Consider the following 26,064-nt stretch of genomic DNA (forward strand, 5'->3'; position numbering starts at 1 on the left):
ATTATTATTTTATCATAAACTCCCTACTTTGTCAAGACCTTTTGCTCAAAAAATGCCCGATGCTCAAAACATCGGACTAATTTTTTTATAATCTCTTAATATTGTCAAGAATTATCAGCTTGTGTGTAAAACCCTCAAGCTTGTTTTTGATATCACCGTTCTTTATAAAAAGGAGTGTTGGCAGTGCTGTAACATCATATCTCTTCGCAAGATCTGGCTGAGACGTGATATCACACTTAGCTATGATAGCGGTTTCTCCAAGCTCTTCTGCAGCTTCGTTAAGCCCTGCCTCTGTTCTTTTACAGTGAACACAGGTAGGTGAGTAAAATTCTATAACAAGCGGTTTGTCTGCTGATATCAGCTCGTTGTAATTCTGGTTTGTCAGTTCTGTAAGCATTTTTTTATTTCCTCCAATATATATTATATTATTCATATAGTTTTACTATGAATATAGTGATTATATCACTATTTACGTACTTTGTCAAGAGTATTATCAAACATTTCTGTATATCATATTTCTCACATATGTTAGTTATGAATAAAATGTACAACAATAATAAAGTATTCCTATCATATATGTATGATTTCACAAAAATCATTTATAACTATTGACATTTCCATAAAATCATGTATAATAAAAGCATACTAATCATATCGACTTGATATGAATTGAAAGTGAGGAGCTTAAATTGTCAAAGATTAATAAGCGAATGCAGCGATGTTGACACTGGAACTATCACAGTAATATATCTTAATTGGAGTTGTCAGCTATGTATATAGAATTAAAAAACATTAATAAAAGCTTTGGCGATTTTAAAGCTTCGGATAACGTAAGTTTCGGTATTGAAAAGGGAAAGCTTATCGGTCTGCTTGGACCGAGCGGCAGCGGTAAAACAACTATCCTGCGTATGCTTGCAGGTTTGGAAAAACAGGATAGCGGCGATATTATTATAGATGGTAAAAATGTCAACAAACTTCCATCAAATGAAAGAGGTATCGGATTTGTTTTTCAAAGCTATGCGCTCTTCCCTTTTATGACAGTTTACGATAATATAGCTTATGGTCTGAAGGTTCAGAAAAAAGATAAGAAGTTTATCAAACAACGTGTGGCTGAGCTTCTTGAACTTGTTGGCTTGCCTGACGTTGGCAAGCGTTATCCTGACCAGCTCAGCGGAGGTCAAAGGCAGCGTATCGCTCTTGCAAGAGCACTAGCACCTCAGCCTGAACTCCTTCTACTTGACGAACCTTTTGCAGCTATCGACGCAAAGGTAAGAAAAGAACTGAGAACATGGCTTCGTGATACAATTGATAAAATAGGCATAACTAGCATTTTCGTTACACACGATCAGGACGAAGCAATAGAGGTCGCAGACGAAATTGTTATCACAAACAAAGGCAGAGTTGAGCAGATAGGCAATCCAGTTGAGATATACCTTGAACCTAAAACTCCTTTTGTTGCTCAGTTTATCGGTCAGTCCGCTATTATCGAGGATTACAGCAAACTAAAGGGTTTTGAAGTTACAGAAAATAATGCCTCAGCTATAATCCGACCGGAATTTATTGAAATAAATAAATTTGAAGACAGTGAATACCACCCATTTGAAAGCTCTATGGAAGACGCAGTTGTAGAAGATGTATCATTCAGAGGTAACTCTTTTGAAGTAAGAGCTCTGATCGACAATATCTCAATAACGGGAAGATATCCACTTAATGCTTCCCGCTTAAAAAAAGGCGATAAGGTAAAAGTACTCATAAAGAAGCTTTACACTATTGATGAAAACACTACAAATATTCTCGTAAACAAAGCTCTTGATGACTCAGAGCTGTACTATATTTAATAAGGAGGACATTAAAGATGGAAAATAATAAAACAAAGTCCTCTGCTATACAGAAGATACTAAAATGTGGCATCATATCATGGGTAGCAATAATTGCCCTTTGGGGAATAGGATCTTTGAAATATGATGAATATTTTCTTCCAAGCCCAAAGGAAACGATTGACAGCATGAAGGAACTTATCAAAGACGGAACTCTTTGGAGTGACATTGTTGCAAGCGTCGGAAGAGTAATAAAAGGCTGGCTACTTTCAATAATTTTTGCTGTTCCTATGGGTCTTATTGTAGGAAATTTCAGACCTGTACGCTGGCTCGTTGAACCTATACTTAGCTTTTTCAGATTTGTGCCTGCTATTGCATTGACGACACTCTTTCTAATGTGGTTCGGAGTAGGCGAAGAATCAAAAGTAGCACTTATTTTCTATGCATCATTCTTCCCTATGTTCGTAAACACTATAGCGGGTGTGGCTTCAACGGATAAGCAGCTCGTGGAAGCAGCTTCCTGCATGGGGGCAAAAAAAGCAAGAGTTTTTTTCACAGTAGTTGTACCATCAGCGGTATCTAATATCTACACTGGAATAAGACTAGGACTTAGCTCAGCTATCATCTGTGTTGTGGCAGCTGAAATGCTGGTCGGCAGTGATGGTCTTGGTTATCTTATAAACAGCTCGAAGCTTTATTACAAAACAAGCTGGGCTTTTGCAGGAATCGTCACACTTGCTGTGATTGGCTTTGCTGCTGACAGGATCCTACAGTTTATTGGCAAGAAAAAACTTAAACACTTTGACGTAAAATAATTAATTTAACAGGAGAGATTTAAAGATGAACATAAAAAAGATAATCGCAATAATAGCATCGACAGCATTGACAGCAACTCTTCTTGCATCATGCGGTAGTTCATCAAGCGGAAAAGCCGCAAAGAAGGTTACCAAAGACGGTAAAGAACTTAGCGTTTTGAGAGTTGCGAACATGACAGGTCAGCCAGATCAGTATGCCGACTATATCGGTATGGAGCAAGGAATATTTGAGAAATACGGTATATCTCTTGAAACATCAGAATACGCTGCCGGCATTAACACAGTTGACGCTATTGCAACAGGCACAGCAGATACAGGACTGCTTGCAGATTTTGCTGCTGTAAACAGAATTGGAAATACTCTCGATAACACAAATCTTGTGATTTTTTCAGATCTAAGTTCTAGCGTTTCATATAACGGTGGCCTTTTTGTTGCACCAAAATACAAAGATGATCTTGATGCTTTAAATGAAAGTGAAGGATGGATAACTTCTATTGGAACAGTTTCAGAATACTTCAACTGGCAGGCTCAGACTTATTTAGGACTTGACCCGTCAAAGCAGAAAAACGTCAACACAGATTCCATATCAACTCAGATAGCAGTTGCACATAACGGTGAAGCATCAGCCGCTATCGTTACAGGCTCAGCTATAAAAAAATATGAAGCAGAGGGCTGGACTCAGGTCGCATCTGCAAAAGATATAGGGATAAACGTATCTGCTTATCTTATAACATCAAGCGACTTTGCAAAGAACAATACTGAAACTCTTACGAACTATCTTAAAGCACTTGATGAAAGCGTTAAATACATAAATGACAACTTAGATGAGTCGGCTGAAAAAATTTCAAAGAAATATGGAATCGAACCAGATGATTTCAAAACAAACTGGGAACAGTACAGTATTAAACTGGGACTTTCTGAGGAAGCTGCATCTCATCTTGATGAAATAAATAAGTGGGCGTATGAGAATGGTAAATATCCAAACAGTTACAACATAAGGGAATTTTATTATCCAGATGCAGCAAAAAAAGCATTTCCAGATAACGTTACGGCAGACCTGACAAAAGCAGACAAATAAACAAGGAGGAATCAGACATGGGTTATCCAAGCATTTATCCAACAGGAGTTACAATATACAACAAAGAAAAAGCCTACAGCGGCTATACGATCTTCCCGTCCGCTAAAGGTGCTCTGCTCATAGATATGAATGGCAATGAAGTAAAGCTTTGGGCTGGACTGGGAGGATTTCCTAACAAAATACTCCCAGGCGGATATGTAATGGGCACAACAGGAGCAAGAGGAGGTAAATATGCATATCAGGATCAACTTGATCTTGTTCAGGTAGACTGGGACGGTCATATCGTATGGAAATTCGACAAAACTGAACTTGTTGCAGACCCGGGTAAAGAACCGGTCTATATGGCTAGACAGCACCATGATTTTCAGCGTGAGGGCAGCACTGTGGGTTACTATTATCCAAATGGTGAGCCAAAGACAGACAGTGGCAATACACTTATCCTTACTCACGAGAACCTCTACAACCACGATATTTCAGACAAAAGACTTATCGACGATAAGATCATCGAAGTGGATTGGGAAGGCAATATAATTTGGAGCTGGCGTGCAAGCGACCACTTTGATGAGCTTGGCTTTGACGAGGCCGCAAAGAACGCATTGTTCAGAAACCCTGGTCTTCACGGTGAGGCAGGTGGAGATTGGATGCACATAAACAACTTCTCTACCCTTGGCGAAAATAAGTGGTATGACGCAGGCGACAAACGCTTCCACCCAGACAATATCATATTTGACGCAAGAAACTCAAACATACTCGGAATTATCGAGAAATCAACAGGTAAGATAGTATGGCGTGTAGGTCCTAACTTCAACGAAAACGAAGCCACAAAGAAGCTTGGCTGGATAATTGGTCAGCACCACCTGCACATGATACCAAAGGGACTTCCTGGAGAGGGCGACCTGTTGGTATTCGATAACGGTGGCGAGGGTGGCTACGGCACACCTAACCCTGCTTCCCTCACAGGCGTGAACAATGCACACAGAGATTACTCAAGAGTACTTCAATTCAATCCTGTTACACTTGAAATAACATGGCAGTACACTCCACTTGAAGCAGGAAATCTGCTTTTTACTGACGCTTCTAAGTTCTATAGCTCATACATTAGCTCTGCACAGCGACTTCCGAACGGAAACACTCTTATTACGGAAGGTTCAGATGGACATCTTCTTGAGGTCACACCTGACCATGAAATAGTTTGGGAATTTGTAAACCCTTATTTTAAGAATTTTGCTGGAACATTCAAAAGCAACATGATCTACAGAGCTTATCGTGTACCATATGAATGGATACCACAGCTTGAAAAGCCTGTTGAGACCTCTATCGAGCCTATCGACATTACAAAGTTCAGAGTACCAGGTGCTTCTATTGGCGAGGGTACAGGGCTTGTTACAGCCGTTGACGGGATCGACCCAACAAAAGGAGTTCCTCTCACAGGTTCAGGAAATGAAGAAGATGATGAAGAACGCATCGACTTCTGTGTTGCTTCTGTAAAGAAAAAAGATCTAGAATAAAATTAATGTACATAAGGCAGCTTCTGTAAAACGAGGCTGCTTTTTTTAAGACCGCAGAGAGTTTACAAGTCCTTGACAAAAGAAAAGATTAGTGCTATTATATTATGTGATATTGTTATTTATTTATCAATCATGTTTATTAGTAAAGGAAAGTGTAAATATATGTCTAAAGACGGTTCGATATCCGCATCAGTAATAAAACGACTGCCACGTTATTATAGATTTTTAGGTGAGCTTCAAAAAGAAGGACTTGAAAGAATATCTTCAAGGGAGCTTTCAGAGAGAATGAAGCTCACGGCTTCACAAATAAGACAAGACCTTAACTGCTTTGGCGGATTCGGTCAGCAGGGATATGGCTATCACGTTGACGAGCTTAGAATGGAAATAGGCAAGATACTCGGAGTAGACAAGCATTTCAAGACCATACTTATCGGTGCAGGAAACCTTGGTAAAGCTATCGCCACACATATTAACTTTGAAACAAGGGGTTGCAATCTCATTGGCATATTTGATATAAACCCTAAGCTCACTGGTGAAGTGGTAGGAAACATACCGATTCGTCACACTAATGATATAGAAAGCTTTTGCGAAGCAAACTCCCCTGTTGTAGCTGTGCTTTGTATACCGAAGGCAAACACTCAGGCTATTGCAGACCAGCTTGTAAATCTTGGTCTGAAAGCGTTCTGGAATTTTTCACATTATGATCTTAGCATCGACTATGAAAACATAGTTGTGGAAAACGTCCATTTGGGTGACAGCCTGCTTACACTTACATATGCAACAAATATCATCACAAGCACTGATACTGACAACAGCGAAGAGATCGAATAAAAAAAAATCACACCAGAAGTCTGGTGTGATTTTTTTATATAAAGTATTAGCGAACTGTTTTAACCGCGGCTGTTTCAACAACTGCAGCAAGATGGTCGTTAACCTCTTTGCTCTGATAGTATTCAGCAAAAGACTCAGTTACTTGATCTGCCCATGACTCTGTAGATTGAGTTTTAACATCCTCGGTATTGATTTTTTCAGCACTTCCTGTTTCATCATCGAGAACGTAAAGCTTATCTGATGCGACCTCGGCAGCGACAGTTGCCACCTTTGTCAACACATCATCATTTTTATCATATATAACAAAAATGTAACAATTCTTTTTGTTCACAGTCTTAGTGCCTGTATAGCCATAAAGCCTTTTTGTTTTTTCAGCCAAAGGGTATATCTCCTTGCAGACATCTACGACCTGATTAAACGAATCTACAGCCTCATCTGGTATCTTTTCAAGAGTGCTTCTGTCAGGGAGTGAAGTAGTTTCGTCTGGCACTTCATCAGAAACCTCTGTCTGAGCTGTCGTTACGTCATTATTTGTAAGATTAACATTATTTTCTGTTTTATTATCGGCATTTTTTCCACAAGCCGGGAAAGCAAACATAGTGCAAACTATAGCAACAGCTATCATTAGCTTTTTCATATTGATCCTCCGAATAACCTCTGTAGTCCTAAATCATTATGTCATATTTCAACAGTTTCACATTATATCACATGAAAATTACTCTGTAAAGGGATTATAAAGAATTGTAACAAAATATCCCGATTATGACGAAACTCATAATCGGGATAAATCATTTTTTAGCTATTTGCACAATAAGAGGTTACAAATTTGTTACAACCTGACGAAAAGACTAATCGTAATCTACAACGTCGATCCACTTCATGAGCAAATCCTTCTCCTCTGGTTTGCCCTTAATGAGCTGTGCTGCTGCAACGATCGGCAACCAAGCCTGTACATACTGCTTAGATGTTCCGCTCTTTACGCAATATTTATCAAGATAAGCCTCAGCAAGATCAGGATTGTTAAGGCAGAACAGCAGGTATGTTCTTGCAACGTCAGCAGAAGCATTGCCTTGTCTAGCAGAACCCCAATTGATAACATAAGTACCTTCGTCATTGATGATAACGTTCTTTGGCTCAAAGTTACCATGGCAAAGCTTGATGTGCTTTGGCATTGAATCAAGTCTTGTGAGAAGCTCATACTTCTTTATCTCGTCGATCTGACCAAGAGTCTTGATCTGTCTTGCCATCTTATCTTTCAGCTTTGAAAGAAGTGGCATATACTGAGCGTGTATCTCGCACTGAATGTCGATAAACTGGTTAAGATACGTGTCTTTCTTGTCTGGATTTTCGTCCATAAGCTGCTGAAGAGTCTTACCCTTTATAAAGTCCATTGTAATAGCCCATTTGCCGTCGATAACGGAAACCTCGTGAAGAACAGGCATCTTTATAAAGGAATTGCCAAGTGTTGTTTCAACTCTTGCGTGTGTAAGAGCCGCATACAGACACTTTTCCTTGTATTCAGGCTTCTTATAGATCCTGACTGCCATTCCATCAGTTTCATAAACATCATAGATGTCGCTGGATGCTACAAAGTTATCAAGTTTCATAAGTCATATCTCCTTTTATTTTAAAATATGGTATTAAGTCGAGCTTCAGAGTATACATCGATTTTTCAACAGCTTTATTGTGTAAAATTACCTTTACATCTCCGTGCTTTCTATGTATCTCTGTTATGTCTATATTATACTACAGATTTTCTAAATGTCAAGCACTTTTTCGTTATTTTCACAACTGTTTTATTTTTGTTTAGTTTTTATCTTATATTTATTAATCTTTTTTCAGGCAGCATATATGATAAATTTTTATCAATCTAATTTTTATTGTGCAATTTGACGGTCATGAATTGTTAATCTATCATAAAACAATGTTCAATATTTATGTATATTGCATAATAAAGCGACGTAAAATATCAAAAAAGCTGTAACTTTATAAGATTGACAAAAAAATAACAATCGTATATAATATAAATAAGATAAAACCCGAGCGGGGGTTATCAAGAGTAAAAAACAATAATTAATTTATTGGAGGTTTATTTTATGGCAAAGAGTGAAGCTAAAACAGTCGGCATCGTCGATACAGAGGAAGCTCTGACTGCTAAGATCGCTGAAGTAAGAGCTGCGCAGGCAATCTTCGCTACCTACACACAGGAGCAGGTAGATAAGATTTTCAAGGCTGCTGCTATCGCTGCTAACAAGGCAAGAATCCCACTTGCAAAGATGGCTGTTGAGGAAACAGGCATGGGTATCGTTGAAGACAAGGTTATCAAGAACAACTATGCTGCTGAGCACATCTACAATAAGTACAAGAATGTTCAGACTTGTGGTGTTTTTGAGGAAAATAAGGCTTACGGCACAATGAGAATTTACGAGCCTATCGGTCTTATCGCTGCTGTTATCCCAACAACAAACCCAACTTCTACTGCTATATTCAAGACACTTATCTGTCTTAAGACAAGAAATGGTATCATAATCTCACCACACCCAAGAGCAAAGAAGTCAACTATCGCTGCTGCTAAGATCGTTTATGATGCAGCTGTTGCAGCAGGTGCTCCAAAGGGTATCATCGGTTGGATCGATGTTCCTTCTCTTGAACTCACAAACATGATCATGAGAGAGTCTGACACAATCCTCGCTACAGGCGGTCCTGGAATGGTAAAGGCTGCTTATTCATCTGGTACACCAGCTCTCGGTGTTGGTGCCGGTAACGCATCAGCTATCATCGATTCTTCTGCTGATATCGTAAACGCTGTAAACTCTATCATTCATTCTAAGACATTTGATAACGGTATGATCTGTGCTACAGAGCAGACAGTTATCGCTGATAAGACAGTTTACAACGATGTTAAGAAGGAATTCATCAAGAGAGGTTGCTACTTCCTTAATGATGAAGAGGCTGACAAGATAAGAAAGACAATGCTCATCAACGGTGCTCTTAATGCTAAGATCGTTGGTCAGCGTCCTGTAACTATCGCTAAGATGGCTGGCTTTGAAGTTCCAGAGGATACAAAGGTACTCATCGGCGAGGCTACAAGCACAGCTCCTGAAGAGGCTTTCGGTCACGAAAAGCTCACAACTATCCTTGGTATGTACAAGTCAAAGAACTTTGACGACGCTCTTGACATCGCAGAGGCACTTCTCGTAAACAACGGCGGTCTTGGTCATACTTCAGTTCTTTGGGTAGATAACATAAACGAGAGAGAAAAGCTCAATAAGTTCGCTGCAAGAATGAAGACTTGCCGTCTTATCGTAAACACACCTTCTTCACTCGGCGGTATCGGTGACCTCTACAACTTTGACTTTGCTCCTTCCCTCACACTCGGCTGCGGTTCATGGGGCGGCAACTCAGTTTCTGAGAACGTTGGCGTTAAGCACCTGCTGAACATTAAGACAGTCGTTGAGAGGAGAGAGAATATGCTTTGGTTCAGAGCACCTGAAAAGGTATACTTCAAGAAGGGTTGTCTCCCTGTTGCTCTTGACGAGTTGAAGACTGTTATGGGCAAGAAAAAGGCATTCATCGTAACAGACCAGTTCCTTTATAAGAATGGTTATACAAAGGCTATCACAGATAAACTCGATGAAATGGGTATTCTCCACGAAACATTCTTCGATGTTGCTCCAGACCCAACACTTGCTTGTGCACTTGAAGGTGTTGCTCAGTTGAGAGCTTTCGAGCCTGACACAATTATCGCTATCGGCGGTGGTTCTGCAATGGACGCTGGTAAGATCATGTGGGTTCTTTACGAGCATCCAGACGCTGACTTCTTCGATATGGCTATGAGATATATCGATATCCGTAAGAGAGTTTACACATTCCCTAAGATGGGTGAGAAGGCATACTTCATTGCTATCCCAACATCTTCTGGTACAGGTTCTGAGGTTACACCTTTCGCAGTTATCACTGATGAAAAGACAGGTACTAAGTATCCTCTGGCTGACTACCAGCTCATGCCTAACATGGCTATCGTTGATACAGATATGATGATGTCTGCTCCAAGAGGTCTGACTTCTGCATCAGGTATCGACGCTCTGACACACGCTCTTGAGGCTTATGCATCTGTAATGGCTACAGATTACACTGACGGTCTTGCACTTAGAGCTATGAAGCTTATCTTCAAGTATCTGCCAGGTGCATATGACAACGGTCAGACAGACGTTAAGGCTCGTGAGGAAATGGCTACAGCATCTACAATGGCTGGTATGGCATTTGCTAACGCATTCCTCGGTGTTTGCCACTCAATGGCTCATAAGCTCGGTGCTTATCATCACCTGCCACACGGCGTTGCTAACGCTCTCCTTATCACAATGGTAATGAGATACAACGCTGACCCAACACCTAGAAAGATGGGTACTTTCTCACAGTATCAGTATCCACATACTCTTGAGAGATACTGCGAGTGTGCACATTCACTTGGTATCGTTGGTAAGAACGATGAGGATACACTCAACAAGTTCATCGACGCTATCGAGGCACTCAAGGAAAGAGTTGGTATCAAGAAGACTATCGCTGATTACGGCGTAGACGAGAAGCACTTCCTTGACACTCTCGACAACATGGTTGAGGACGCATTTGATGACCAGTGCACAGGTGCTAACCCAAGATACCCACTGATGAGCGAGCTGAAGGAAATGTACCTCAAGGCTTACTACGGCAAATAATCTTTGCTGACAAAGCAATTTGCAGAGTGACTAATATTTGATTATTAGTTGATCTATAATAAACCTCCGACTGCTTGTTCCCTTTAGGGAGCAGGCAGTCATTTTTTTGTTAATTTGCACTTAAAATAATAATGTAAGGTATGTGTATTATATATTCAAATAACAGTTGAAAAAGGAAAAAATATATGGTATAATGAAATAAGTATAAATTATTTCAGAGCAATATCTGATGTGATTTTTACATAACACTTGGCGACACTCCGCCATACAAAGAGGTTACAAATATGAACAACAAAAATTATGACGTTATTATCGCTGGCTGCGGTGCGGCAGGTCTATATGCAGCACTTAACCTTTCCCGTGATTTAAATGTACTTGTGCTTTCCAAAAGAGAGCTGACCTTGTGTAACTCTTCCCTTGCGCAGGGTGGAATTGCAGGCGTTTATGACAATCCAAAGGACTCGCCTGAATATCACAAACATGATACATTTGTAGCAGGTGGATTTGAAAATGATCCTGAGTCCACTCAGGTCCTTGTTGACGAAGCCTATATTGACATTGGAAAACTCATAGAGCTTGGTGCTGACTTTGATAAGTGTCCTGATGGATCTTATCACCGCACTCTCGAAGGTGGACACGGTATGAACAGGATTTTTCATCATGCTGATACCACAGGTCTGGAGATCGAAACAACTCTACTAAGAAATGTTCAACAGCTAGATAATGTTGAGATACTCGAAAATGCCGTTATGTGCAACGCAAAGAAAACCGAAACAGGTTTTTCCATTCTTGTGCTGACTAATGACAACGAATATACGACATATAATTGCAGATACGCCATTTTTGCAACTGGTGGAATAGGCAGAGTTTACGAATACACTACAAACTCCGCTATCGCAACAGGCGACGGCATAACTATTGCTCATGAGCTTGGAGCAGAGATAAAAAATCTCAGCTATATCCAGTTCCACCCAACAGGCTTTAACAACAAGCACACTCGTGAAACTTTCCTTATATCTGAATCTGTCAGAGGCGAGGGAGCTTATCTTAAAAACTGCAACGGCGAAAGATTTATGCAAAATTATGACGACCGTCTGGAGCTTGCGCCAAGAGATGTTGTTTCTCATGCGATCATGGCTGAAGCCAAGAAAACAGGCTCTGACAAATTCTATCTTGATATCACTCACAAAGACCCTGAGTTTGTCAGAAACAGATTTCCTATGATAAATGAAAAGCTTCTCGAAGCAGGTTATGACATGACCAAGGATATGATACCTATTTTCCCTTGTCATCATTACCTTATGGGCGGCATAAATGTTGATACATATGCAAGAACTAACATTGATAGGCTTTATGCCTGCGGCGAATGTTCACATACAGGTGTTCACGGCAATAACAGACTTGCAAGCAATTCCCTACTTGAAGCTTTGGTATTTTCAAGACGTGCTGCGGCTGACATCAATGAGAAGATAAACTCTGACAGTGGTGACCTTGAAACATACGATTTCAAGATAGACAATGAAGCCCCGCACATTCCTCAGGGCATAAGAACAGAGATAAGAGATATAATGCAGCGTGCATATTTCGTTATCCCTGATAAGGAGGCTTTGCCGCCTGATCTTGAAGAAGTCACAAAGCTAAAAAATTTCCTTTGTGACGGTAATTTCAAAATAGACAGAGATTATGTTGAAGCAAGGTCTCTTACAACTGTCGCTTATATCGTATTAAAGGACGCTATCGAAAAGCTCAAATCCAAAGAAAAAATGGAGGAAAACAAATGAGATTAATGCAGTTTCAGATCGACGATATCATTAAAACAGCTCTGCTGGAGGATATCAACTATATAGACGTTACAACGGATTATCTTGTTGACGAAAATTCAGTTTCAACAGCAAAGTATGTTTCAAAGGACGAAGGCGTTCTTTGTGGAATTGATGTTGCAATGAGAGTTTTTCAGCTTCTTGACAGCAATGTTAAATGTGAGATATTTATCCATGATGGTGAAAAGGTCAAGAAAGGTGACATTATCGCAAGAATAACAGGCTCAACAAGAGCCTTGCTCAAAGGCGAAAGAACGGCACTGAATATCGTTCAGCATATGTCAGGCGTTGCAACTGCAACAAACAGATGCGTTGAGCTTGTAAAGGGTACAAAGGCGTCTGTTGCTGATACAAGAAAAACGCTCCCAGGTCTTAGAGTTTTGCAGAAATATGCAGTTACAGTAGGCGGTGGAAAAAACCACAGATACAATCTTTCAGATTGCGCAATGCTAAAAGACACTCACCTTGACGCATATGGCAGCATGACAGGCGCAGTAAACGCTCTCAGAGAAAAAATGGGACATACTGTCAAGATAGAAGTTGAAGTCGGAAACCTTGAAGAACTCAAAGAAGCTCTTACACTTGGCGTTGAGATAATAATGCTTGACAATATGACAAATGAAGATATGGCAAAGGCTGTTGAAATGACAAATGGCAAAGCACTTTTAGAAGCTTCAGGAAACGTGACCTCTGAAACAATCCGTGCAATAGCTGAAACGGGCGTTGATATCATTTCTATCGGTGCTATCACACACTCAGTCAAGGCGTTTGACATTTCAATGAAAATGGAAAAGTAAGATAAAACAAAAGCCAACGCCATATTAAGGTGTTGGCTTTTATGCTTAAATGGGGGAAAAATATGCGTTATTACAAAAGATCTCATGTGCATTACAGCAAATCAGCAATGAAAATAATAGCGTTAGTTTTCATGTTGGTTGGCGTGACATTTCTTGCAGTTGGAATAGGTTTTGCAATACACCAAACTCAGCTCAAAAACAGATGTACTCTTGAAGTCAATGCTATAATATCAGACATTCTCAGTAAAGATGAACGACATGAGGACGATGACGGACACGTATCATATAGCACAGTTTACACACCAGTGTATTCATATAACGTTGACGGACAGCTCTACACCACTCACAGCAATACATATTCCAGCAACATCAGATACAGAAGAGGACAAACGATCCAGATATTCTGTGACCCTGACGACCCTGAAACGTTTTATGCACCAAATGATACAACCAATACCATATTAACAGTTGTTTTCTGCGGATTAGGCGGGCTGTTTGCGATTATAGCAATAGTGCTTATCATAGTGCTTATACATATAAAGAAAAAGCAGAAATCCGGAAAAAATTTTGCAGAAAATGAATTATACGAAGAAAATAATTATCCATACGACGAATAATTCTGAGAGGAGGAATTTTTATGGCAAGCATTATGGACGGTGAAAGACAATTTCACATCAGAACTATCCCTGATGAAGTGGGCAGATATGTTATTATGCCGGGCGACCCTGGAAGAGTGCCGAAAATAGCGGCACTTCTTGATGACGCAAAGCAGGTGGCTCAAAACAGAGAATACAATGTTTATACAGGCTATCTTTACGGTGAAAAGGTAACTGTGTGCTCGACCGGTATCGGTGGGCCATCTGCGGCAATTGCAGTGGAGGAACTGGTAAAGTGCGGCGCAGACACATTTATTCGTATTGGCACAAGCGGAGGAATGGATCTTTCCGTTAGCGGTGGCGACCTTGTTATAGCTTCGGCGGCTGTCCGTGGCGAAGGTACGTCAAAAGAATATCTCCCCGAGGGCTACCCTGCTGTAGCAGATTTCACTGTAACAACTGCCCTTGCAAAAGCTGCGGCTGAACTGTCAGAAGATAAGCTTGGCAAGCGTTATCATGTGGGCGTTGTCCACAGCAAGGACAGCTTTTATGGAGAAGTAGAGCCTGACTCAATGCCTGTGAGCGGCGATATAAATTACCGCTGGGACGCATATTTAAGATGCGGCTGTATGACTTCCGAAATGGAATGTGCCGCAGTTTTCTCAGTAGGTATCACAAGACACGTCCGCTGTGGAGCTGTTATAACAGCTATATGGAACGTGGAGCGTTCAAAGGCAGACCTTGAAGACAATGTGAGCGACGACACCACAAGAGGTATCCACTGTGCGGTGAACGCTGTGAAAATACTGATAGAACAGGATAAAAAGTGATAAAAAAGCCGCTGTGACGTTTATTGTCATAGCGGCTAAAATTATTTTATTCTTATTCCAAGAAGCATTGAAAGCTCCACAGCTTGATTGGCTGAAAAAACAGCGTTTCGGAGTTCTCTGAATGTATCAGAAACGCGAAGTCCACTTACAAGACAGGTAGAAAAATCAACGCCGCCGAGAGCCGTTCTGAAAAATGATGTGCCGAGATATTTAGTTCCGCTTGTCTTAAACGCTTTTAAATTGCAGGAAACAAGCTCAGCGGAGGACATATCACTGTTTTTCACCTGGGTTTCAGACAGCTTGCACTTATCAAATATGGCATATCCGCAGTTTGAGGATTCAAAGGTTACACCTTGAATGGAACAATCCTTGAACTCTGCGCCAACGAGCTTGCAGGAGCGGAACTCACATCTGCTGAGGTAGGATGAGTCCAGTGATGAATTTGACAGATCGCAGGATATGAACGTCACATCAACGAATGAGGAACGCTCAAAATCGCAATCGGTAAAGGTGCAGTTTTCAAACATACAGTTTATAAATGACAGGCAGGAGAGATCTTCGCTTTCAAGATATTCTCCGCTAAATTTACAGCCTGAAATATCGCTGTCAGTGCGTTTTGCAGTACGTTTGACTTCGTTAAGGTCGCACAATGGAAGGTCTTGCATCTTATTCACAGCTTTCCTCCCAATTGTCAGAAAAATCAAAATCATCTGGAAACTGCTCTGCTATAACTGTCTTTGAAAACTGTGAAGCAGTTTCTATAAGCTCTTTGCCTCTTCCCGTCCATGTGAGCAAGTCTGCATCTATATCAACGGCCTGAAATGCAGTTTCAAGGCTTATTGACCTAAGGTCAGCTGCAATGAACTGCGGTTTTGATATAAAACGCCATATAAATGGCTGGGCGCAGATGAATCTTTCGATATACTCAAGGTCTATATTTTTTCTGTATTTTGAGATAAGCTGACCTCTTGTGACTTTTGGTGAATGAAACCTAAACCACATCACTGAGAACGGGTTAAAGCTCTGCACTGCAAATTCGCCTTTGTATTTCTTCATCATATGGTCAACTCGGCTTTCAAGCTCTCCAAATGGCGCACCGCCTTTAAGCTCAATAAGAAGTGGCACTTTGCCGTCAACAATTTTCAGCACCTCAGACAGCAGTGGTATCTTTTCATCACTGTTTTTAAGTTTAAAGGCAGAAAGCTGTTCATATGTGTAATCAAACACCTTGCCCTCAATGCCGCACATTCTCATAAGGTCATTGTCATGGAAAACCACAATGCGGCAATCCTTTGTTAGACGTACATCAAGCTCGATAGAAAGACATTTTTCAACCGCAAGCCTGAATGCGGTAAGAGAATTTTCAGGAACAAGTTCTGAGTGAAGACCTCTGTGAGCAATATATTTACCAAAATCCATATGGGATACCTCTTTTCGTATTAAAGTCATTTATATTATACTCTCCCAGGCTTAGATTGTCAACTGTATCACGCTGGATAATATATATTTCATTCACAGAAAGTTTAAGAATTATCACACAGTATCATCACAATAATAAGATATAATTAAATTTATGTTATGCAGAGGATTTTCTCTCAAAGGAAAGGACAATTATTATGATAAAGAAATTAGCCGCTGTTACAGCAGCTCTCACAATAGCTATTTGCAGCTTTACTTCATGCAGCAAAAATAACGACAGCTCATCAACCGTATCTTCCACAGTGGATTCTTCTGTTTCAGCTGTTGACAGCACAACTGAAAAACAGACACCTGAGCCGTCCCTTACAATTGACGGCAAGTCCATTGATACTAAGGACTTTATCGTTTGCACCATTGACGGCAAGGATATTGATTTTGATACTTTCAGATACTATTATTATTATACTATAAGCAAGTACACTTCCACTTACGGAGCAACCCTTGACACTATCAAGTCAACTGACGGTGGTTTTGAGCTTCTTATGGAGGACGTTATCACTGCACTTAAGCAGGAACTTGTTGCACCTGAGCTTGCAGAAGAAAACGGAATTGAGCTTACAGACGATGACAACAAGACAATTGATGACCAGATAGCTAAAGCAAAAGCAAACTATGATTCAGATGAAGCTTATCTTAATGACATTAAGTCGGCTTACCTCACAGAGGATCTTTACAGGAAAATGCTTGAAACAGCTACTATCTATACTAAAGTAAACGATACTCTTTTTAAGAATAACGGTAAGTATGCAACTAAAAAAGAGGACTTTAAAAAAATAGTCAAGGATACAAACGAGTATTGCCGTGAGATTCACGTTATGATCCCTTTCTATGCACAGGTAGATCTTGATGACAGTACCGCTGACAGTTATGACAGTATGTCACTTTCAGACAAAGCTAGCGCAAAGCAGTCAGCTTATGCGAAGCTTGATGATGACGGTGTAAAGAAAGCTAAGGAAAAGGCTAAGAAGCTTGCAGAAGAAGTTCTGAAAAAAGCTCAGGACGGAGAAGACTTTGACAAGCTTATTGAAAAGTACGGCTGGGATCTCGGTCTTGAAGATCCTTCAACAGGATATTATTTCAATAAAGATACGACTGGATATCCTGAAGAGCTTGTAAAAGACGCTTTCAAACTAAAAGAAAACGGCATTTCCACTGAACTTACAGAGAATGACACATATGGATATTTCATAATCAAGCGTTTGCCGGTTGATATGGATTATGTAGAACAGAACATAGACGATATGATCTATTCATATGATACACCTGCTATCTCAAAGCTTTACAACGAAAGAATGGACAAAATGGAAGTCAAGTATTGCGACCAGTGGGACAAGATAACTGCGGACAGCATAACCTGATGTATCATGGTATGATTAAAGAGCCTGAGCAGATCTCAGGCTCTTTTTATGCGTTTTTGTGATTGACGTGAGAGTGAATATCTGATATAATAAAAACTGAGGTGATCTTACGGACAGGCTGAAATTTCAAGATGCTTGCGATAAAATCATAGGCAAAAGCCGTGAACGCAACGGCATCGGAACTCTAGGCGAGAAAACGCTTCATGCTGTTTTGAAAAACTATTTTGAACCATATGGTGAAAATCAGGAGATACGCATTGGCGGATATGTGGCTGATATCGTAGGCGAGAACGGTGTTATCGAGATACAAACAAGGCAGTTCAACAAACTGCTGAAAAAACTTGAAGCCTTTCTTGACTACTGTGACGTGACAGTGGTCTACCCTATCCCTGCGGTCAAATATGTCCGTTGGATAGATACTGAAACAGGAGAGTTGTCAGAAAAGCACAAATCGCCGAGAAAATACACTATCTATGAAGTCATGCCCGAACTGTACAAAATAAAATACACCCTTGATAACCCCCGATTTCATTTGTGCCTTTGTATGCTTGAAACCGAGGAGATAAGATTGCTTAACGGCTGGTCAAAGAACAAAAAGCGTGGATCTTCACGTCATGACAGAATACCAAAAGGTCTTATTGATGAAATACATATCGACTGCCCTGCCGACTTTGATATGTTCCTCCCGGAGGACCTGCCAAAGCAGTTCACTTCTAAAGACTTTGCCTTTAATGCAAAGATATCTCGTGAATATGCACAGGTAACGCTTAATATACTCACATATCTTGAAAGAGTGAAACGTGTGGGCAAACAGGGTGCTAATATACTTTATGAGAAAACTGAATGAGCAAGGCTCTTTACATACAGTGCGAAAGGAAGCTGTCAATGAAACTAAAACGAAAAATCAGCAGGATATTATCCATGACGCTGGCAATAATGCTGCTTGTGCCTGCGATGTGTGCAGACGCATTCAATTTTACACCTACATCAGGCTATGACGATGACGGAAAAGCGATACCGTTGGAGCTTTACTCTGAAGCGGTCTATATGGTCAATCTTGACAGCGGTGAAGCTATCGTTGACATAAACGGTGAGGACGAGCGTGTGCCTGCTTCCCTAACAAAGATAATGACTGCTGTGGTGCTTCTGGACAAATTCAAAGGTGATGAACAAAAACTGAAAGATACATACTATTCAGCAGGCTCGGAAGCATTTGATGAACTATATGATACTGGTGCTTCAACAGCTGATATACAACCAGGCGAAGAAGTAAGCTGTTATGATCTACTGGCGGCACTGCTTATCCCATCCTCATGTGAAGCAGCGAATATAATCGCTTTGAATGTGTCCGATTCCATAACGGGATTTACAGACCTTATGAATGAAAAAGCTGAAAAACTCGGCATGGAAAATACACACTTTTCAAATGCACATGGTCTGTGGGCACAACAGAATTATTCGTCCTGCAAGGATATGGCAACTCTTTGTGAATATGCCATAAGCAAATATCAGGTATTTCGTGATATTGTCTGTCTGCCAAGCTATCATATGGCATCCACCTCTTATCACTCAGATGGTACAGATATTTATAATACAAACCTTATGCTTGACTCAATGACCGATTATTACTACTCCTATGCTAAAGGCATAAAGACAGGCACCCTTGACTCCGCTGGAAGATGTTTAGCTTCATATGCGGAATATGAAGGCACCACATATCTTATTGTGACAATGGGTGCACCAATGGATAAGCTTGAAGAAGATGTGAAGAAGGGCGAGGAAGATCCTGATTCCATATATGGTGGAGATAATGTTTACTACAACCTCCTTGATCACATCAATCTTTACAAATGGGCATTTTCAAGTCTTGTAGCAACGGATTTTGTGGACAAAGACAGCGAAGTCCGTGATGTAAAGGTAAGCTATGGTGACGGCATAGATTATGCAAATCTAAAACCTGCAAATGGTTTTACAAGGCTGTGGCCTGTAGATATATCAGTAAATGATGTGGAAAAGAAAATAACCGTTTATGACAACGTTGTTGCACCTGTTGAAGTTGGCGATGTGCTTGGTAAAATGGAACTCGTCTACAAAGGTGAGGTGCTTGCAACTATAGATCTCGTTTCCACAACTAAAGTAGAACGTTCCCAAGTCAAAGCGAAGGTTAAAATAGCTAAGTCATACTTTGAATCGTCTGTTTTCAAGGTCACATTAACAATACTTATTGCACTTATAGTAATATACTCTGTGATACATATTGCAAAAATACAGAAAAAATACATGAAATAAAATAAGCGGTCTGCTCACTATGAATTGTGAACAGGCCGCTCTTTTGCGTTTACTGATCTTTATTTTCGTTGTGATCGTCAACTATTTCTGGATCATCCTCTCTGTTGACCTCATTTACCTCATCAGCACTTGGAATGACCATGGCGTCAAGCTGTTCAGGCGTAAGCGGAATACGCTTTTCATTTTGCTTATACAAATGCTCAACATCCTCCATATAATAGTCGGTATCTACAGGGAGCTTCTTCTTTCTTAACCGCTGAACAACACTCTCTCGTGTAAAAGTATAAAGCAATGCAAAAGTCGGAACTGCAATGACCATACCTATGAACCCAAACAAATTTCCAAAGAAGAACAGTGATACCAGCACCCAAAAACCCGGAAGCCCAGTAGAATCACCAAGTATCTTAGGACCAAGGATATTGCCGTCAAACTGCTGTAGAATAACTATGAAAATAAGAAGTATAATGGCTTTTTTAGGATCAATAAACAGCATAAGTGCAGTTGATGGTATCGCACCGATTATCGGTCCAAAAAATGGGATAATATTAGTTACACCCACAAGAACACTTATCATGATGTTGTAAGGCATATTCATGATAGTCAGACCTATAAAGCAAAGAACTCCGATTATTGCCGAGTCAATGATCTTTCCGCTCAAAAAACCTGCAAAAACTTTATTTGTTTCAGTGCAAACTCTCATGATCTTCTCACATGTAGACTTTTTTGTGTTTGCAATGATTATCTTCTTAGCCTGAGCAAGAAGCTTTTCCTTGCTGCAAAGCATATAGATAGAAACGATAAATCCAAATACAAAGTTTTTAAGAACATTGATAACGCCCCATGCACCCGAAAGAATATTTTCAAACATCGGCTGTATCTTCTCGATAACGGTTCCCAAATCAGTTGAAAAAGCTTTGAGTTTCTCCGTAGCCATTGTTTCGATATCAGGATAGTTTTTAAACAGCTTATTTATCCAACCCTGCACTTTAACAACGATGTTAGATGCATTGTTAAAAATATCAATTATGGAATTTATAAGTTCTGGAACAACAACATAAGTAAGTCCAACAACTATCCCCAAAAAAACAAGTGACGCTACTGTTACTGAGCAGGCTCTTGTAAGCTTTTTCTTAGCTGGATTTTTTACCACTTTATTTCTGAACAGCTTTTCAAAATTCACCATTATAGGATTTATAAGAAATGCGATCACAAGACCAACTATAACAGGCGTAAGTGCAGAAACAAGTGTGGAAATAAGCTTTAAGATCGTATTAAATTTAAATACAGCCACTACCAAAAGCACATTTATAGCAATAACGATAACTGCATAAAATGCAATTGTGGTGTATTTCTTATTAGTTTGTACTTTCATATATTTTCCTTTCTCAATTACCTTAACTATTACTTTATTATACACTACATTATTTATAAATGCAAGGAATATTGAAAATTTAAAATTATTTATTTTGGTATAAATCCAAATTGCAAAAGAATATTTACATAATAGCAATAATATTTACATTTTCTGATATTGACATTTTAGAAACAGAGGAATATAATAAGACTAAAGTTAATACGATAAATCCTATGAGCAAAAGTAAGTAGTTTGATGCAAAAGGTCACAGAGAGTCAGCGGTAGGTGTGAGCTGATACATTTTCTTCAGATGAATGGATTTGTGAGGAGCGGTGTGAAAGTTTATTCGAGTATCACTCGCCGTGATTCCTGCGTTAAAGGACAGGATATTGATTTCTGCCAGTCAGAATGCGTATCTGTGAGCCGATAATTTATTATCGGGAAATTGGGTGGCACCACGGTTCTATCGTCCCATAACTAGATGTTATGTGTGATGACAGGACTTTTTTTATTGTCAATTTTACGACAAAAAAGCATTTAGGAGGAATATTTATGCTGTACCCTGCTATTGAACAAGTAAAGGAACTTTTTGAAAACTACAAAACTGTACCTGTATTCTATGAGCTTCTCATGGATTCATGTACGCCAATACAACTTTTTAACTGTCTGCACGAGGCGTATGATGATTGTTTCATTCTTGAATCTGTAGATAATAAAGACCAGTGGGGCAGATATTCATATGTGGGCATTGATCCTAAATGCGAATATATTCTTGACAAGCACGTTGTTACTGTTAAGGAGAAAGGCAAGGCTGATGAAACGGTAAAAGTCGATGATCCTATCGCTTTCTTTTCTGAGATAATCGAAGGCCACAAGTCACCGAGATTTAATAATTATCCAAAGCTCACAGGTGGTCTAATAGGATTTTTCGCTTATGATATGATAAGATATTTTGAAAAAACTCTCTGCTCCCCTCCTGAGGACGATCTTAAACTTCCTGACGCTGACCTGCACCTTTTTGAAAAGATCGTTGCTTACGATCACCTTTCAAACAAGGCTGTAATAATCCTCAACATCAATAAGAGCGATGATCTTGAAACTAAATACAAAGAATGTGAAAAGATATGCAACGAAGTAGTTGAAACTCTTAGAAATTACAAGCCTGTTATGAAAACTCCAAAGACAATGGAGGACAACATCACAGTAAAATCCAACATCACAAAGGAACATTATCTTGCAAACGTTGAAAAGGCTAAGGAATACATCAAAGAGGGCGACATCTTCCAGATAGTTCCGTCACAGAGATTTGAGATAGACAATCCGCCTGACAGCTTTGACGTTTACAGAATGCTCCGCTCCACTAATCCGTCACCTTACCTTTACTACTTTAAGCACAATGATTATGCTGTTGCAGGCGCTTCACCTGAAATGCTGGTATCAGTAGAAAACAGAACGGTAGTAACAAGACCAATTGCAGGCACTATCAAGCGTGGAGCGACCTACGACGAAGATATCCGCAATGAACAACAGCTTCTCAACGATCCAAAGGAAAGAGCTGAACACACAATGCTCGTTGACCTTGGAAGAAACGACATAGGAAAGGTTTCTGAGTTCGGCTCCGTAACTGTTACAGACATGATGATAGTTGAAAGATATTCAAAGGTGATGCACCTTGTATCGAATGTAAAGGGTACACTGAGAGAAGATAAGAAACCTCTTGACGCACTTATGGCAGTTCTTCCTGCCGGCACTCTTTCAGGCGCACCGAAGGTAAGAGCAATGGAGATAATCGACGAGCTTGAAACAACAAAAAGAGGCCTTTATGGCGGAACAGTTGGTTATCTTGCATTTGACGGTTCGCTGGATACTTGTATCGCTATAAGAACAGTGCTTTTCAAAAATAACAAGGCTTATATCCAAGCAGGAGGCGGAGTTGTCGCAGACTCAGTTCCTGAGAACGAATATCAAGAGTCATGCAACAAGGCAATGGCTGTTATAAATGCAATAAAAGAAGCAAGCAAATTATAATTTAAAAGGAGTTAATAACATGAGCAATAATATTATTCTTACAGGCGACAGACCAACAGGATCACTTCATCTTGGTCATTATGTAGGTTCTCTCAGAAAAAGAGTTGAACTTCAAAACACAGGAAAATTTGATCAATTCGTTATGATAGCCGATCTTCAGGCACTTACAGATAACGCTGACAATCCTGAGAAGATAAGACAAAACATTCTTGAGGTAATGCTTGACTATCTTGCTGTAGGACTTGAGCCTGACAAGACAACATTCTTCGTTCAGTCACATATCCCAGCACTTTACGAGCTTCCAATGTACTATTCAAACCTCGTTACAATGTCAAGACTTGAAAGAAACCCTACTATCAAGTCTGAGATAAAAATGAGAAACTTTGAAAGAAACCTTCCTGTTGGCTTTATGACATATCCTATCAGCCAGGCAGCAGACATCACAGCATTCAAGGCTAAGTATGTTCCTGTTGGAGAAGATCAGCTTCCAATGCTTGAACAGGCAAGAGAGATAGTAAACAGCTTCAACAGAATTTACAAGTGCGATATACTTGTTGAGCCTGAGGCTGTTCTCCCAGACAACGCAAGCTGCAACAGACTTGTTGGTACAGACGGCAACACAAAGATGAGCAAATCTCTTGGCAACTGCATTTACCTTAAAGACGATGAAAAAACGCTGAAAAACAAGATAATGTCAATGTACACTGACCCTACACACATCAATGTAAGCGACCCTGGTCACACAGAGGGCAATCCGGTATTTATCTATCTTGACGCATTCAGCAAGGACGAAGATTTTGCTAAATACTTCCCTGACTATAAGAATCTCGCAGAGATGAAAGAACATTATGAGCGTGGCGGCCTTGGAGATATGAAATGTAAGAAGTTTCTTAACAACGTTATGCAGGAATTTCTCGCACCTATCAGAGCAAGACGTGAGGAATATGAGAAAGACAAAGAGCAGCTCATAGAGATACTTAAAAAAGGCACACAACGTGCAATAGAGGTTTCAAACGAAACTGTTTCAGAAATAAGGAATGCTATCGGCATAAACTACTTCAACGACAAAACTTTCATTGATAAGTTTGTACTGTAAAGGAAGATTACTATGATTTTACTTATTGACAACTATGACAGCTTTACCTACAATCTTTATCAGGCTGTAGGCGTACTCACAAAAGACATTACAGTAGCAAGAAATGATGAGATAACCATAGATGAGATCGAAAAAATGTCACCTGCGGCTATCATCATCTCCCCTGGTCCTGGTTATCCAAAGGATGCAGGAATTTCCGAAGAGGTCATAAAGACATTCAGTGGTAGGATCCCTATACTTGGCGTTTGTCTAGGACACCAGGCGATAGCCGAAGCATTCGGTGGAAAGATAGTTCACGCAAAGCAGCAGCTTCACGGCAAGCAGACAGATATCAATCTTAACACTGCAAACCCACTTTTCAGCGGTCTGAAAAGCACAATAAAAGCCGCAAGATATCACTCACTTGTTGTTGACAGCATTTCACTTCCTACCTGCCTGTCTGTTATTGCAACTGACGATAAAGCTCAGATAATGGCAATAAGACACAGAGAACACCCGACCTATGGCGTTCAGTTCCACCCTGAGTCAGTTCTCACTGGCGAAGTTGGAAACATGATAATCGAAAACTTCCTGAACGATATCGCAGGCATAAAGACCACAAAAACAAAGTCTGCAGCTCTTCCTGACAGCGAAAGAGTTGAGCTTAAAAAGTATCTCAAAATAGTATGTGATGGAAAGTCACTAACTGAGGACGAAGCTTATAAAGCAATGGATATCATCATGAGCGACAGAGCTTCTAATGCTCAGATCGCCTGCCTGCTCACGGCACTGAGAATGAAGGGCGAAACTATCGACGAGATAACAGGCTTTGCAAAGGTAATGAGAGAAAAAATGTCAAAGGTCAATGTCAAGGGTACTCTTGATATAGTTGGCACAGGTGGAGATCTTTCAAACAGCTTCAACATTTCCACAACCTCTTCATTCGTAATTGCGGCAGCAGGACAGAAAGTCGCAAAACACGGCAACAGAAGCGTTTCTTCAAAGAGTGGTGCGGCTGATGTTCTCGAGGCTCTTGGAGTTAAAATTCAGTCAACACATGAACAGGCTGAAAAGTCCCTTGACGAGATCGGTCTTTCATTCCTGTTTGCACAGTCATATCACTCAGCAATGAGATTTGTAGGACCTACAAGAGCGCAGATAGGTGTAAGAACTGTTTTCAACATTCTCGGACCTCTCGCAAATCCTGCAAAAGCAGACTTCATGATACTTGGCACATATGATCCTGATCTACTCGAACCGATGGCTAAGGTGCTTATGAATCTTGGTATAAAGAGAGCAATGCTCGTTTACGGCAACGACAGGCTTGACGAAGTTTCTATATCAGCTCCTACAACTATATGCGAGATAAACGGCGGAAAGCTTATCAAGTATGAGATAAAGCCTGAGGACTTCGGTCTTAAAAGAGGCAAGCTTGCTGACATCGTTGGCGAGGACGGAAAGGGCAACGCCGCTATCACAAGAGGTATACTTGAGGGCACAATCAAGGGTGCAAAGAGAGATATCGTTCTTCTTAACTCAGGCTGTGCACTTTATATCTGCGGCAAATGCAACAGCATCGAAGAGGGCGTAAAGACTGCTGCAGAAATGATAGACAGCGGAAAGGCTCTTAAAAAGCTTGAGGAACTTGTTGAACTTACTAACAGAGGATAAAAA

Annotated in this window: 22 protein-coding genes and 1 other annotated feature; of the genes, 16 read left to right on the plus strand and 6 right to left on the minus strand. The window is 40.2% G+C overall.

Annotation, left to right across the window (positions count from 1 at the left end):
* Positions 1–85 precede the first annotated feature (85 nt).
* A complete protein-coding gene (locus OCV57_RS03025; RefSeq protein ID WP_022288447.1) occupies positions 86–397 on the minus strand; it encodes a thioredoxin family protein in 312 nt (103 codons plus the stop codon).
* A 373-nt stretch (positions 398–770) separates the two neighbouring features.
* Here OCV57_RS03025 and OCV57_RS03030 point away from each other — a divergent pair, with 373 nt between their 5' ends.
* The 5 genes from OCV57_RS03030 to OCV57_RS03050 all read left to right on the plus strand — a co-directional run bounded on the left by OCV57_RS03030 (position 771) and on the right by OCV57_RS03050 (position 6,049).
* Positions 771–1,838, plus strand: coding sequence for a sulfate/molybdate ABC transporter ATP-binding protein (locus OCV57_RS03030; RefSeq protein ID WP_267300416.1), 1,068 nt, complete (start codon positions 771–773; stop codon positions 1,836–1,838).
* Positions 1,839–1,855: 17 nt separating this feature from the next.
* A complete protein-coding gene (locus tag OCV57_RS03035; protein WP_022288445.1) occupies positions 1,856–2,632 on the plus strand; it encodes an ABC transporter permease in 777 nt (258 codons plus the stop codon).
* A gap of 25 nt (positions 2,633–2,657) precedes the next feature.
* Entirely contained in the window at positions 2,658–3,710 is a 1,053-nt protein-coding gene (locus tag OCV57_RS03040) for an ABC transporter substrate-binding protein (RefSeq protein WP_267300417.1), read from the plus strand.
* A gap of 17 nt (positions 3,711–3,727) precedes the next feature.
* A complete protein-coding gene (locus tag OCV57_RS03045; RefSeq protein WP_267300418.1) occupies positions 3,728–5,218 on the plus strand; it encodes an aryl-sulfate sulfotransferase in 1,491 nt (496 codons plus the stop codon).
* A 162-nt stretch (positions 5,219–5,380) separates the two neighbouring features.
* Entirely contained in the window at positions 5,381–6,049 is a 669-nt protein-coding gene (locus tag OCV57_RS03050; RefSeq protein ID WP_038671796.1) for a redox-sensing transcriptional repressor Rex, read from the plus strand.
* A 46-nt stretch (positions 6,050–6,095) separates the two neighbouring features.
* On the opposite strand, the gene OCV57_RS03055 is transcribed toward OCV57_RS03050, so the two are convergent.
* Both OCV57_RS03055 and OCV57_RS03060 read right to left on the minus strand, forming a co-directional pair.
* Complete coding sequence (locus tag OCV57_RS03055; protein WP_117856428.1) at positions 6,096–6,686, minus strand: hypothetical protein; 591 nt, start codon at positions 6,684–6,686, stop codon at positions 6,096–6,098.
* A 211-nt stretch (positions 6,687–6,897) separates the two neighbouring features.
* A complete protein-coding gene (locus OCV57_RS03060; RefSeq protein WP_267300419.1) occupies positions 6,898–7,656 on the minus strand; it encodes a phosphotransferase family protein in 759 nt (252 codons plus the stop codon).
* A 489-nt stretch (positions 7,657–8,145) separates the two neighbouring features.
* On the opposite strand from OCV57_RS03060, the gene adhE reads away from it, so the two are divergent.
* From adhE to OCV57_RS03085, 5 genes are all read left to right on the plus strand, one after another.
* On the plus strand, positions 8,146–10,764 hold the full coding sequence (gene adhE, locus OCV57_RS03065) for a bifunctional acetaldehyde-CoA/alcohol dehydrogenase (RefSeq protein ID WP_117856427.1): 2,619 nt from the start codon (positions 8,146–8,148) through the stop codon (positions 10,762–10,764).
* 284 nt (positions 10,765–11,048) lie between these two features.
* Positions 11,049–12,545: an L-aspartate oxidase gene (locus tag OCV57_RS03070; RefSeq protein WP_117923438.1), complete on the plus strand. Its 1,497-nt coding sequence runs from the start codon at positions 11,049–11,051 to the stop codon at positions 12,543–12,545.
* A complete protein-coding gene (gene nadC, locus OCV57_RS03075; RefSeq protein ID WP_022288437.1) occupies positions 12,542–13,381 on the plus strand; it encodes a carboxylating nicotinate-nucleotide diphosphorylase in 840 nt (279 codons plus the stop codon). Before OCV57_RS03070 ends, nadC begins: the two co-directional genes overlap by 4 nt.
* Before the next feature lie 62 nt (positions 13,382–13,443).
* Positions 13,444–13,998, plus strand: a complete 555-nt coding sequence (locus OCV57_RS03080) for a DUF3592 domain-containing protein (RefSeq protein WP_181982879.1) — start codon at positions 13,444–13,446, stop codon at positions 13,996–13,998.
* A gap of 20 nt (positions 13,999–14,018) precedes the next feature.
* Entirely contained in the window at positions 14,019–14,807 is a 789-nt protein-coding gene (locus OCV57_RS03085) for a nucleoside phosphorylase (RefSeq protein WP_022288435.1), read from the plus strand.
* Positions 14,808–14,848: 41 nt separating this feature from the next.
* On the opposite strand, the gene OCV57_RS03090 is transcribed toward OCV57_RS03085, so the two are convergent.
* Positions 14,849–15,472: a pentapeptide repeat-containing protein gene (locus OCV57_RS03090; RefSeq protein WP_267300461.1), complete on the minus strand. Its 624-nt coding sequence runs from the start codon at positions 15,470–15,472 to the stop codon at positions 14,849–14,851.
* 1 nt (position 15,473) lies between these two features.
* Positions 15,474–16,226: a glycerophosphodiester phosphodiesterase family protein gene (locus OCV57_RS03095; protein ID WP_022288433.1), complete on the minus strand. Its 753-nt coding sequence runs from the start codon at positions 16,224–16,226 to the stop codon at positions 15,474–15,476.
* A gap of 197 nt (positions 16,227–16,423) precedes the next feature.
* Here OCV57_RS03095 and OCV57_RS03100 point away from each other — a divergent pair, with 197 nt between their 5' ends.
* From OCV57_RS03100 to OCV57_RS03110, 3 genes are all read left to right on the plus strand, one after another.
* Positions 16,424–17,644: a peptidylprolyl isomerase gene (locus tag OCV57_RS03100; RefSeq protein WP_267300420.1), complete on the plus strand. Its 1,221-nt coding sequence runs from the start codon at positions 16,424–16,426 to the stop codon at positions 17,642–17,644.
* A 211-nt stretch (positions 17,645–17,855) separates the two neighbouring features.
* Complete coding sequence (locus tag OCV57_RS03105; protein ID WP_242843624.1) at positions 17,856–18,491, plus strand: DUF8091 domain-containing protein; 636 nt, start codon at positions 17,856–17,858, stop codon at positions 18,489–18,491.
* Complete coding sequence (locus tag OCV57_RS03110; RefSeq protein ID WP_267300421.1) at positions 18,488–19,933, plus strand: D-alanyl-D-alanine carboxypeptidase family protein; 1,446 nt, start codon at positions 18,488–18,490, stop codon at positions 19,931–19,933. The genes OCV57_RS03105 and OCV57_RS03110 overlap by 4 nt, the downstream gene beginning before the upstream one ends.
* Before the next feature lie 49 nt (positions 19,934–19,982).
* On the opposite strand, the gene OCV57_RS03115 is transcribed toward OCV57_RS03110, so the two are convergent.
* Positions 19,983–21,305 carry an AI-2E family transporter gene (locus OCV57_RS03115; RefSeq protein ID WP_267300422.1) on the minus strand — a complete coding sequence of 441 codons (1,323 nt, stop codon included), beginning with the start codon at positions 21,303–21,305 and terminating at the stop codon, positions 19,983–19,985.
* A gap of 206 nt (positions 21,306–21,511) precedes the next feature.
* Positions 21,512–21,764, plus strand: a binding site (T-box leader).
* A gap of 75 nt (positions 21,765–21,839) precedes the next feature.
* Here OCV57_RS03115 and trpE point away from each other — a divergent pair.
* From trpE to OCV57_RS03130, 3 genes are read left to right on the plus strand one after another with little or no spacing between them, the layout of a single operon-like run.
* Positions 21,840–23,315, plus strand: coding sequence for an anthranilate synthase component I (gene trpE / locus OCV57_RS03120; RefSeq protein ID WP_117864070.1), 1,476 nt, complete (start codon positions 21,840–21,842; stop codon positions 23,313–23,315).
* Positions 23,316–23,334: 19 nt separating this feature from the next.
* Entirely contained in the window at positions 23,335–24,411 is a 1,077-nt protein-coding gene (trpS, locus tag OCV57_RS03125; protein WP_022288427.1) for a tryptophan--tRNA ligase, read from the plus strand.
* Between the two features lie 12 nt (positions 24,412–24,423).
* The gene (locus tag OCV57_RS03130; protein WP_267300423.1) at positions 24,424–26,061 is read left to right on the plus strand and encodes a bifunctional anthranilate synthase component II/anthranilate phosphoribosyltransferase; all 1,638 of its coding nucleotides are present in this window, start codon (positions 24,424–24,426) and stop codon (positions 26,059–26,061) included.
* The last annotated feature ends 3 nt before the right edge of the window (positions 26,062–26,064 follow it).

The sequence above is a fragment of the Hominimerdicola aceti genome (assembly GCF_025567495.1).
Classification (GTDB): Bacteria; Bacillota; Clostridia; order Oscillospirales; family Ruminococcaceae; genus Hominimerdicola; species Hominimerdicola aceti.

Bases quoted from the DNA above. Each gene is read 5' to 3' on its own strand.
- OCV57_RS03025 (WP_022288447.1), bottom strand. From the start codon at position 397: ATGCTTACAGAACTGACAAACCAGAATTACAACGAGCTGATATCAGCA.
- OCV57_RS03030 (WP_267300416.1), top strand. From the start codon at position 771: ATGTATATAGAATTAAAAAACATTAATAAAAGCTTTGGCGATTTTAAA.
- OCV57_RS03035 (WP_022288445.1), top strand. From the start codon at position 1,856: ATGGAAAATAATAAAACAAAGTCCTCTGCTATACAGAAGATACTAAAA.
- OCV57_RS03040 (WP_267300417.1), top strand. From the start codon at position 2,658: ATGAACATAAAAAAGATAATCGCAATAATAGCATCGACAGCATTGACA.
- OCV57_RS03045 (WP_267300418.1), top strand. From the start codon at position 3,728: ATGGGTTATCCAAGCATTTATCCAACAGGAGTTACAATATACAACAAA.
- OCV57_RS03050 (WP_038671796.1), top strand. From the start codon at position 5,381: ATGTCTAAAGACGGTTCGATATCCGCATCAGTAATAAAACGACTGCCA.
- OCV57_RS03055 (WP_117856428.1), bottom strand. From the start codon at position 6,686: ATGAAAAAGCTAATGATAGCTGTTGCTATAGTTTGCACTATGTTTGCT.
- OCV57_RS03060 (WP_267300419.1), bottom strand. From the start codon at position 7,656: ATGAAACTTGATAACTTTGTAGCATCCAGCGACATCTATGATGTTTAT.
- adhE (WP_117856427.1), top strand. From the start codon at position 8,146: ATGGCAAAGAGTGAAGCTAAAACAGTCGGCATCGTCGATACAGAGGAA.
- OCV57_RS03070 (WP_117923438.1), top strand. From the start codon at position 11,049: ATGAACAACAAAAATTATGACGTTATTATCGCTGGCTGCGGTGCGGCA.
- nadC (WP_022288437.1), top strand. From the start codon at position 12,542: ATGAGATTAATGCAGTTTCAGATCGACGATATCATTAAAACAGCTCTG.
- OCV57_RS03080 (WP_181982879.1), top strand. From the start codon at position 13,444: ATGCGTTATTACAAAAGATCTCATGTGCATTACAGCAAATCAGCAATG.
- OCV57_RS03085 (WP_022288435.1), top strand. From the start codon at position 14,019: ATGGCAAGCATTATGGACGGTGAAAGACAATTTCACATCAGAACTATC.
- OCV57_RS03090 (WP_267300461.1), bottom strand. From the start codon at position 15,472: ATGCAAGACCTTCCATTGTGCGACCTTAACGAAGTCAAACGTACTGCA.
- OCV57_RS03095 (WP_022288433.1), bottom strand. From the start codon at position 16,226: ATGGATTTTGGTAAATATATTGCTCACAGAGGTCTTCACTCAGAACTT.
- OCV57_RS03100 (WP_267300420.1), top strand. From the start codon at position 16,424: ATGATAAAGAAATTAGCCGCTGTTACAGCAGCTCTCACAATAGCTATT.
- OCV57_RS03110 (WP_267300421.1), top strand. From the start codon at position 18,488: ATGAGCAAGGCTCTTTACATACAGTGCGAAAGGAAGCTGTCAATGAAA.
- OCV57_RS03115 (WP_267300422.1), bottom strand. From the start codon at position 21,305: ATGAAAGTACAAACTAATAAGAAATACACCACAATTGCATTTTATGCA.
- trpE (WP_117864070.1), top strand. From the start codon at position 21,840: ATGCTGTACCCTGCTATTGAACAAGTAAAGGAACTTTTTGAAAACTAC.
- trpS (WP_022288427.1), top strand. From the start codon at position 23,335: ATGAGCAATAATATTATTCTTACAGGCGACAGACCAACAGGATCACTT.
- OCV57_RS03130 (WP_267300423.1), top strand. From the start codon at position 24,424: ATGATTTTACTTATTGACAACTATGACAGCTTTACCTACAATCTTTAT.